Origin of the sequence: Cecembia sp., assembly GCF_007126775.1 — a bacterium.
Lineage (GTDB): Bacteria > Bacteroidota > Bacteroidia > Cytophagales > Cyclobacteriaceae > Cecembia.
Genome location: NZ_SLAP01000253.1, coordinates 20,109 through 29,754, shown reverse-complemented (window position 1 = coordinate 29,754; position 9,646 = coordinate 20,109). Strand labels below are relative to the sequence as shown.

At 40.9% G+C, this 9,646-nt stretch carries 5 protein-coding genes and 1 pseudogene; all 6 read left to right on the top strand.

Annotated elements, in window-relative coordinates:
• Window positions 1-774, top strand: a pseudogene (locus tag QZT73_RS16880) (xylose isomerase); the annotation flags it as partial.
• 159 nt (window positions 775-933) lie between these two features.
• Entirely contained in the window at window positions 934-2,520 is a 1,587-nt protein-coding gene (locus QZT73_RS16875; protein ID WP_291789415.1) for a hypothetical protein, read from the top strand.
• 123 nt (window positions 2,521-2,643) lie between these two features.
• On the top strand, window positions 2,644-4,386 hold the full coding sequence (locus tag QZT73_RS16870; protein WP_291789413.1) for an arylsulfatase: 1,743 nt from the start codon (window positions 2,644-2,646) through the stop codon (window positions 4,384-4,386).
• Between the two features lie 23 nt (window positions 4,387-4,409).
• Window positions 4,410-6,068, top strand: a complete 1,659-nt coding sequence (locus QZT73_RS16865; RefSeq protein ID WP_291777112.1) for a sulfatase — start codon at window positions 4,410-4,412, stop codon at window positions 6,066-6,068.
• A gap of 157 nt (window positions 6,069-6,225) precedes the next feature.
• Entirely contained in the window at window positions 6,226-7,938 is a 1,713-nt protein-coding gene (locus QZT73_RS16860; protein WP_291789411.1) for an FAD-dependent oxidoreductase, read from the top strand.
• A gap of 54 nt (window positions 7,939-7,992) precedes the next feature.
• The gene (locus QZT73_RS16855; protein WP_291789409.1) at window positions 7,993-9,645 is read left to right on the top strand and encodes a sulfatase; all 1,653 of its coding nucleotides are present in this window, start codon (window positions 7,993-7,995) and stop codon (window positions 9,643-9,645) included.
• Window position 9,646 lies beyond the last annotated feature (1 nt).

Here is a 9,646-nt window from a genome sequence, read left to right as displayed (position 1 = left end):
CTTGGAGGTGAAAATTATGTGTTCTGGGGTGGTAGAGAAGGTTATATGTCCTTGCTCAACACCGACATGAAAAGGGAAACTGAGCACCTGGCCAAATTCTTGACCATGGCGCGTGACTATGCTAGGTCCAAAGGTTTCAAAGGCAATTTCCTGATCGAACCAAAGCCAATGGAGCCTACCAAACATCAATATGATTACGATGCGGCAACAGTTGTTGGTTTCTTGAGACATTACGGTTTGGACAAAGACTTTAAACTGAACTTAGAAGTAAACCACGCTACTTTGGCTGGGCATACCTTCCAACATGAACTTCAAGTGGCTGTAGATGCCGGTATGTTGGGCAGCATTGACGCCAATAGAGGCGATTACCAGAATGGTTGGGATACCGATCAGTTTGCCATCAATATTCAAGAAATGGCAGAATCGATGTTGGTGATTCTTGAAGGTGGTGGCATTCAGGGCGGCGGCGTAAACTTTGACGCCAAAGTAAGAAGGAATTCCACCGATCTAGAGGATTTATTTTATGCACATATTGGCAGTATGGATGCCTTTGCAAGAGGATTGCTTGTAGCCAGCGAAGTACTTGAAAAATCCGAATACAAGTCTTTGAGAAAAGAGCGGTATTCCTCTTTTGATTCAGGAAAAGGTAAGTCTTTTGAAGAAGGTAAATTGACCTTAGAAGACCTAAGGGCTCATGCCAAATCTGTAGGAGAACCTAAACAAAGAAGCGGAAGACAGGAGTTGTTTGAGAATATTTTGAATGACTATATTTAAATCTTCTACTTCAGGAGAACAGAACTTGAACTTTAACTTCGAGTTTTAATAATCCAAATAAAAATCTCAAGGGGCTCAGATTTGACAATTCATCAAATTTGAGCCCTTTCTTATTTCAAATTAATTTTTAAATTTTCTTATATTTTTATAGATTTAATCATGGTAGTTTTAAATAGATTAATTCTTGTAGTGTTTTTATGCTGCTTTTGTCAAGGAGTATTCGGACAAATCAGCTTTGGTGAAAGAATTGAAACCATTAAGGAATTCACCTCTCAGCCTGTGTGGATTGAAATCTCTGAAAATCATTTTATTGCCTATCAGACCAATGTAATTGAAGCTGCCCGACAAATTCATCTCAATGTTTTTTTGGCGAATCAGGATTTTACAAATCATACAATCTTAGATGTCCCCCTCCGCTGGAGTCATGTGATCAAAAATCAAAAAGTATATGGGGATAAAATCTATTTTTTATGTGAAAACACAGATCATTATTTAAATGAAAATTACCTCTTGTCAATTGATCTAAACTCAAAAGAGGTAGAAGAATTGGAATTAAAAGCTACCATTAAAGAAAGAATCACAGATTTTGAAGTTTTAGGTAATTCTGTTTTATTGATGTTTTACAGTCAAAAAAGGTTGGTTGCACAAGTTTTGGAGATTTCCACCGGCAAACTTTTTACAGTGGAGGATGTGTTTCAGCCGGGAATGACCCTTCAGAAAGTCTATCAAGACGAACTGTCAGGAGTATTTAATTTGATTTTTAATTTTAGAACCCGGGATAGTGGCAAGTCTTATCTTATGTCGACCATCAACAAAGAAGGTGTTTTGCTCAGGAATTACTTATTTGAAAGCGAATTTAAAAACCGAGAAAATATTGAGGTTTTGCTTTCTGGAACTGGCCCATTGAGATTTATTGCGGGGACTGTCGGCATGACTAATCGAGTTGGCTATAATGGGTATTACGCAGGGTATCTGGCAGAAGGAAGTGATCCTTTCAACAATATTTTTGAGATCAATGACCTGCCCGCATTCTTTGCTTTTGAAAAAGATGGAGGTGAAAAAAGTATAAAAAAATGGGAAAAGTCTAAAAAACCTTCTTTGAATGGTATTCTCACAGCTAGAAATTTAATAGAAAATGACTATGGATTCCTTTTGTACTCAGATCATTTTTTGGCAGTAGGTAACTCACATTTAACAAAAGACGGTGTATATGATCACAATTATTATCATTTTAATCCAATAAAAGACATGAATTATGGGAGGAGAGGTGGAGTTGAACCTCAATTTGCGATTGGTACAGGTGAAAGAATTGAGCCCAGATTGACTGACCCTGATATTTACTTTTCATTCAAATCATCCCACTTTATACAGTTTGACAGTAATGGAGAAGTCTTATGGGATTATGCCATTCCTTTGCCCAAAAAATCAACTTTTGTTCCTCTTTCCTATGGTCAATTCGTATCTGGAAGTGGGGATCATTTTATATATGAGTTTGATGGGAAGCTTTTCTATTCCCAAATTATAGAAGGAGAAATCAAAGAGCTAAACAAAGAGATCGAAATCCCAGGACCCCAAAAATCCAATAAAATATTGAAGGTAGAAAACTATGACTTGGAGTTAAAATCCTTGAATAATGGGGCATTCTTGTTGACCGGAAGGCAAAAAGTAAGGTTTGTTGATGATAGAGATGGAGCTGTAGACAAGGTTTCGTTTATTTTCCAGGAATTGAAAGTGGATGATTTTTAACTTTAAATCTGTCTGGTTTAGTAGAACATCATACAAGTAATTTAGATTTTTGATGAGGCTAGATTTGAGTATTTTAGTTTTTATTAAAAAGACTTGATCACCGAAATGCCAAAAGTTGTCTCTATGAAAAATCACCTTTATACCTATTTTCTCTCATTTATACTCTTATATCTTTTTTCCTGCAATTCTTCGGAAGAGCAACAAGTAGACAGCAAACCCAATATTTTACTGATCCTCACCGATGATCAAGGATGGGGAGACCTTTCTTACCACGGCAATGAACTTGTGGAAACCCCACATATTGATGAATTGGCCGGCCAATCAGTAGTTTTTGACAGGTTTTATGTTTCTCCTGTCTGTGCCCCGACAAGGGCGAGTTTGCTGACGGGGAGGTACCATATTGCTACAGGTACCACGTGGGTTACCCACAGGATGGAGGTGATGCGGGAAGAAGAAGTGACCATTGCAGAATTCCTGAAGCCTCATGGATACGTATCAGGTCTTTTTGGTAAATGGCATCAGGGTCAACAATTTCCCCATGATCCCATTGGACAGGGTTTTGATGAGTTTTTTGGATTTTCGGAAGGTCATATCAACAATTACTTTGACACCAAGCTTACCCATAATTTTGAAGAGGTGCAGACTTCGGGCTACCTGCCGGATGTACTGACTGACCAAACCATGGAATTTATGTCCAAACAGGATCAGTTTTTTGCAATCCTATCTTTGAATACACCCCATAGCCCTTTTCAGGTTCCGGATCGTTATTTCGACAAATACAAAGCCAAAGGCTTGGACGACAAGGATGCCTGTGTCTATGGTATGGTAGAGAACATTGATGACAATGTGGGTCGCTTGATGGATTACTTAGAGGAAAGTGGGAAAATTGACAATACCATTGTGATTTTTATGACCGACAATGGGCCGAATGGTATACGCTATAATGGCGGTATGAAAGGAAAAAAAGCTGACCTTGATGAGGGTGGGGTTCGGGTGCCGTTTTTTATGAAAATCCCTGGGTACCAACACCGATTGATAAAACCTTGGGCGGGTCATATTGATATTTTGCCAACTTTGGCTGATCTCTTAAAGCTTCCTGTTCCGGATGCTTTGGAGATTCATGGAAAAAGTCTCTTGCCATTGATGGAAGATCAAAGCAATTGGGAAGACAGGTATTTTTATACCCACCATGTACACTTAAAATTTGATACCATTCCCGGCGCGATCAGAAATCAGGAATATTTACTCACATTGAAAAACAAGGAAAAGGCGCTTTTCAACCTGATCAATGACCCTTTTCAACAGCATAATATCTTTGAAGAGGAAAGGGGGCTTGCTTCCGAAATGGAAAAAAAGTACCTGTCGTGGTTAGAAGCAATGACAGAAAAAGGAGTAGCGCCGCCATTGATACAGGTGGGGCATCCAAAAGTGCCAAAAATAGAGCTTCCTGCTCCCGATGGGAAGAAATCCGGAAATGTGGCTTTCCAGGGCGATTGGGGTTGGGCCAATGATTGGTTTATTGGATTTACATCCCCCGCAGATATTGTGCGATGGGAGATAGATGTGGTGGAGGATGCTACTTATGAGGTTTATCTTCAGATGAGCAATGAAAGTCCGGTTACACTCCTTTTTTCTGCAAATAATCAAGAGACGAAAATAGGTATTGATCAGCTTAATTCAGCCACACTCATTCCCAATCAAGATAGGGTGCTGAGGGGCGAAGTAGAGGAATATATTTGGCCGGAATTACCTTTGGGCAAAATTAAGTTTGAAAAAGGTGGACAACTCCTTACATTAGGGTTGTCAGAAAATTACCCTAAAAACCTTTCCATCAAAGGACTGATTTTAAAGAAAATCACCAATTGATAATAAAGCCTACCAACCAACCCATGCGCTATAAAATCTATCCTCTTTGTTATTGCCTCTTATTTGTTATTTTTTTTTCCTGTGAACAAAAGGAAGAAGAAGTTAGAAGGCCGAATATCATCTTTATCATGTCTGATGACCATGCTTACCAGGCCATTTCGGCTTATGATGACCGTTTGATCCAGACACCTAATATTGACAGGGTTGCGAAAATGGGCATGTTGTTCACCAATGCCAGTGTGACCAATTCTATCTGTGCCCCATCAAGGGCCACCATCCTTACAGGAAAACATTCCCACCTCAACGGAAAAACAGATAACCATTTTCCTTTTGATACAACAAATGTGACTTTCCCTCAATTGCTCCAAGAAGCCGGATACCAAACCGCCATGTTTGGCAAACTTCATTTTGGAAATAATCCAAAGGGTTTTGATCAGTTCAAAATTCTTCCGGGACAAGGCGCTTATTACAACCCCACTTTTATCACAAAGGATGAAGGGACCTATGATATTGAAGGCTATGTGACGGACATCATCACGGATATGACTTTGGAATGGTTGGAAAATGAAAGAAAGGTTGAACAGCCCTTTTTCCTGGCTTATTTACATAAAGCCCCTCATAGAGAATGGTTGCCTGCTGAGAGGCATATAGCCGAATTTACCCAAAAGCAATTTCCTGAGCCCGCTACGCTTTTTGATGACTATTCAGGTAGAGGAACCGCTGCCAAAGAGGCGGAAATGAACTTACTTCACCATATGAATTGGGCAGGAGACTCCAAAATTTATCCGGAAGTGATGGACCAATTGGGAATCCCGGACGCTTCCGGTTGGGATAAGGGAGCTTTCAAAAGAGAAGTAGGCAGGTTGAATGCCAGTCAGCGGGCCAATTGGGATGCGGTATATGGACCGCTCAATAAGGAATTTGCAAAATCTTTTCCGGAAATGAGTGAGGAGGATAAAATGCGCTGGAGATACCAAAGGTACTTGCAGGATTACCTGGGTACCATCGCCTCTGTGGATGAGAATGTAGGAAGGGTTTTAGACTATCTGGAAGCCAATGGATTAATGGAAAATACCATTATTGTATACACTTCTGACCAGGGCTTTTACCTGGGAGAACATGGTTGGTTTGATAAGCGCTTTGTATATGATGAATCTTTCAAGACTCCGTTGTTGGTAGCTTGGCCTGGAAAAATTAAGCCGGGTACAAAATCGGATGAATTGGTGCAGAATCTGGATTTTGCACAGACTTTCTTAGATGCTGCCGGTATCCCACAGCCAAAAGATATGCAAGGGGAAAGCTTGATGCCTTTATTGACTGGGAAAACAGATAAATGGAACAGAGAGGCAGTGTATTACCATTATTATGAATATCCATCTATCCATATGGTCAAGCGGCATTATGCTATCGTGACCAAGAAATATAAATTGATTCACTTTTATTATGATGTAGACGAATGGGAACTCTATGACAGAGCCATTGATCCCCATGAACTGACAAATGTCTACGATGATCCTGCATATAAAGAGATCAGGGAAAAGCTTCACCGTGATTTAGATGCATTAAGGGAGAAATATGGGGATTCTTCTGAGATTAGTCAAAACCTACTAGAGAGGTATTTAGATGGGATTTCCAAATCAGAGAGAGAACTGGTAAGGTCAGTAAAGAAACCTGGAAACTAAATTTCCCTGTAAAGTTTCATTTCTATTTAAAAATAGGAGAAGGTGGAGAAGATGTAGCGCTTTCAATACCTTACATTGATCATTGGATCTTATTGATTTTATCGGTAAAATAGAGAATATGGATTTTGAAAGTTTTATGCTTAAATGAAGAGAAGACATGAAGAAATTAAGTTATTTGAAATACCTGCGATCAGCTTTAGATGCAATACCAGTTTTTTTTCTTTTGTTTTCAATTGTTGTTTCTGGTCTTGCTTTTAAAAGTTGTCAACAACCGACCGAGTCACAGCTTTTCCAAGCTGATATTGTGGTTTACGGCGGAACCTCCGCTGCCATCACCGCAGCCGTCCAAGCCAAAAAGATGGGTAAATCAGTCATCGTGGTATCTCCTGATGTCCACTTGGGGGGATTGTCTGCGGGAGGGCTTGGATTTACCGATACAGGGGACAAATCTGTTATCGGTGGTTTGGCTAGGGAATTTTACCACAGAATATATATGCATTATCAGAAAGAGGATGCGTGGAAATGGCAGAAAAAGGATGCATATGGCAATGTGGGGCAGGGGACTCCGGCCATTGATGGGAATGCCCGTACCATGTGGATTTTTGAACCCCATGCCGCAGAAAGAGTTTTTGAGGATTTTGTTTCAGAATATGAAATCCAAGTCTTTCGGGATGAGTGGTTGGATAGGGAAAATGGCGTCCAAATGGAAAATGACAAGATCACAGCCATCACCACCCTTTCCGGAAAAACTTTCAAAGGTAAAATGTTTCTTGATACCACCTATGAAGGGGATTTGCTGGCTGCTGCAGGAGTCAGTTACCATGTTGGCAGGGAATCGAATGATACCTATGGTGAGACCTGGAATGGGGTTCAGTTTGGTGTATTCCAGCATAGGCATTATTTCTACGAGCCTATCAGTCCTTATGTGGTTCCAGATGATCCTTCAAGCGGCCTGCTACCCGAAATTTCTGATGCCCAATTGTCCGAAAACGGCACAGGGGACAATAAGGTACAGGCATATAATTTCCGGATGTGCCTCAGCCAACATCCAGAAAATAGAGTTCCTTTTCCCAAACCCGAGGGATATGACCCTTCCCGTTATGAATTGTTAGCAAGGGTTTTTGAAACAGGATGGGATGAGACTTTTGATAAATTTGATCCCATTCCAAACCTGAAAACGGACACCAACAACCATGGCCCTTTCAGTACTGATTATATTGGGAAAAATTATGCTTATCCAGAAGCCAGTTATGAGGAGCGCAAAGCCATCATCAAGGAGCATGAGGACTATCAAAAGGGCCTCATGTATTTTTTGGCCAATGACCCTAAAGTACCTGAAAAGGTAAGAAGTGAAATGAGCAAATGGGGATTGGCAAAAGATGAGTTTACGGATAACGGGAATTGGCCCCATCAGATATATGTCAGGGAGGCAAGAAGATTGATAGGAGATTATGTGATGACGGAGCATGATGTGTTAGGTGCCAAAGAAGTTCCCCAACCCATTGGAATGGGCTCCTATGCCTTGGATTCCCACAATATTCAGCGCATTGTTACAGCCGAGGGATATGTTCAGAATGAAGGAGATATTGGTGTCAAACCTAAGGAACCTTACAGTATTTCCTATGGCACCATTATTCCAAAAAAACAACAATGCGAAAACCTGTTGGTGGCCGTATGTGTTTCAAGTTCCCATACCGCCTTTGGATCTATCCGTATGGAACCGGTTTTTATGATTTTGGGTCAATCAGCTGCCACAGCTGCTGCATTGGCGATTGAAGATAATATTGCGGTTCAGGATTTGCCTTATGAAAAATTGCAAAAAAGATTGAAAGCGGATGGACAAGTGATGGTGTTGAATGAAAGGTTATGATTGTATTTTGATCCAAATTTTTGCATATTTCATCTCAGCACGCATCATATCCACATGAAAAACATTCAATCATTCCTGGTAATATCCTTCTCTTTATTTTTCTTTTTTTCGATTCAAGCTCAGACAGATCATCCCAATATACTATGGATATCAGTAGAAGATATTAGTACCACCTTAGCAGTTTATGGTGATTCGAGTATTCATACTCCCAATATAGATCGGTTGGTAAAAGAAGGAATTACGTATTATAATGCCTTTGCCACGGTTGGAGTCTGCGCACCAAGCAGAAGCAGCATCATCACAGGTATGTATCCTGTAAGCATTGGCACCCATAATATGCGGACCGGTCCGCATTATGCCTATAGGGAACCTGAGCAAGAGATCTATCAAGATTATTATGGACTCACAGATGTCAAAGGTAGAAATGTACCCGAATATGCGGCGGTACCTCCTTCCTATGTGAAAGTATTTACGGAGTATTTAAGAGCTGCTGGTTATTACACTTCCAATAATGCCAAAACGGATTACCAATTCAACTCTCCTATCACGGCTTGGGATGAAATCGGGCGGGATGCCACTTACAAAAATAGAAACCTTGGCCAACCCTTCTTTGCGGTTTTCAATCATGAGATTACCCATGAGTCCAGGGTTTTCATGAAAAAAGAAGACCCTATGTTGGCAGATAAAAATCGTGTAGCCATCCCGGATTATTTTCCGGATATACCAGTAGTCAGGCAGGATGTAGGCAGGGTGTATTCCAATATTCTGGAACTGGACCAACAGGTGGGCGAAATGCTGGATAATTTGGAAAGGGAGGGCTTAATGGACAATACGATTATTTTCTTTTGGTCGGACCATGGAGGTCCCTTATTGAGGCAAAAAAGAGCAGTAGGGAATTCAGGATTAAGGGTGCCTTTACTGGTGCGATTCCCTGACGGTTATGGGGCTGGAACCGTGGTGGAAGATATTGTCTCCTTGATGGATTTGGGGCCAACTGTTTTGTCTTTGGCAGGCTTGGAACCGCCAAGCTATATGCATGGAAAAGCTTTCTTAGGAGAATTCAAAACCGAAAGTCCCCATCAATTTGCCTTTGGTTCTGCTGATAGGTTTGACGAAGCTGTGGACATGAGCAGATCAGTCATTGATGGGAGGTATGTTTATATCAGAAATTTCCGACCTGAGTTACCATTGATTTATAGGAACGCTTACCGGGAACAGATTGACATGACCAAAACCTTGATCGAGATGGATCTTAAGGGTGAGTTGGAAGGTGGTGCTGCCTACATATTTATGAAGACCAAACCTTTGGAGGAGTTGTATGATTTGCAGACGGATCCTGATGAGTTGAAAAATCTAGCGAATTTACCAGATTATCAGGGAAAGTTAAAAGAGATGCGTGCAGCACTTTCTGCTTGGCAAATGGAAATCGGTGATTTGGGATTTGTACCAGAGTATGACCTGGTGAATATGATGTGGCCAGGTATGGTACAACCAGAAACTGAGGCGGTTCAATTTGAGCAAAAAGATGGTCTTTGGCATTTGTCATCTCAGACAGAAGGGGCAAGTATTGCCTATCAGGTAGGGGAGGAGATAGGAGGAAAGCATTGGAAACTCTACCATCAGCCTATTCCTGCGGGAGGAAAAATAGCCGGGATAGCGGTGAGGATTGGGTATAAGGCATCTTCCATCAGCCAATTTGAAAACTAGT

What these genes read in the sequence shown, in the direction of transcription:
- QZT73_RS16855 (WP_291789409.1), top strand. Translation starts at nt 7,993, where the DNA reads ATGAAAAACATTCAATCATTCCTGGTAATATCCTTCTCTTTATTTTTC.
- QZT73_RS16870 (WP_291789413.1), top strand. Translation starts at nt 2,644, where the DNA reads ATGAAAAATCACCTTTATACCTATTTTCTCTCATTTATACTCTTATAT.
- QZT73_RS16865 (WP_291777112.1), top strand. Translation starts at nt 4,410, where the DNA reads ATGCGCTATAAAATCTATCCTCTTTGTTATTGCCTCTTATTTGTTATT.
- QZT73_RS16860 (WP_291789411.1), top strand. Translation starts at nt 6,226, where the DNA reads ATGAAGAAATTAAGTTATTTGAAATACCTGCGATCAGCTTTAGATGCA.
- QZT73_RS16875 (WP_291789415.1), top strand. Translation starts at nt 934, where the DNA reads ATGGTAGTTTTAAATAGATTAATTCTTGTAGTGTTTTTATGCTGCTTT.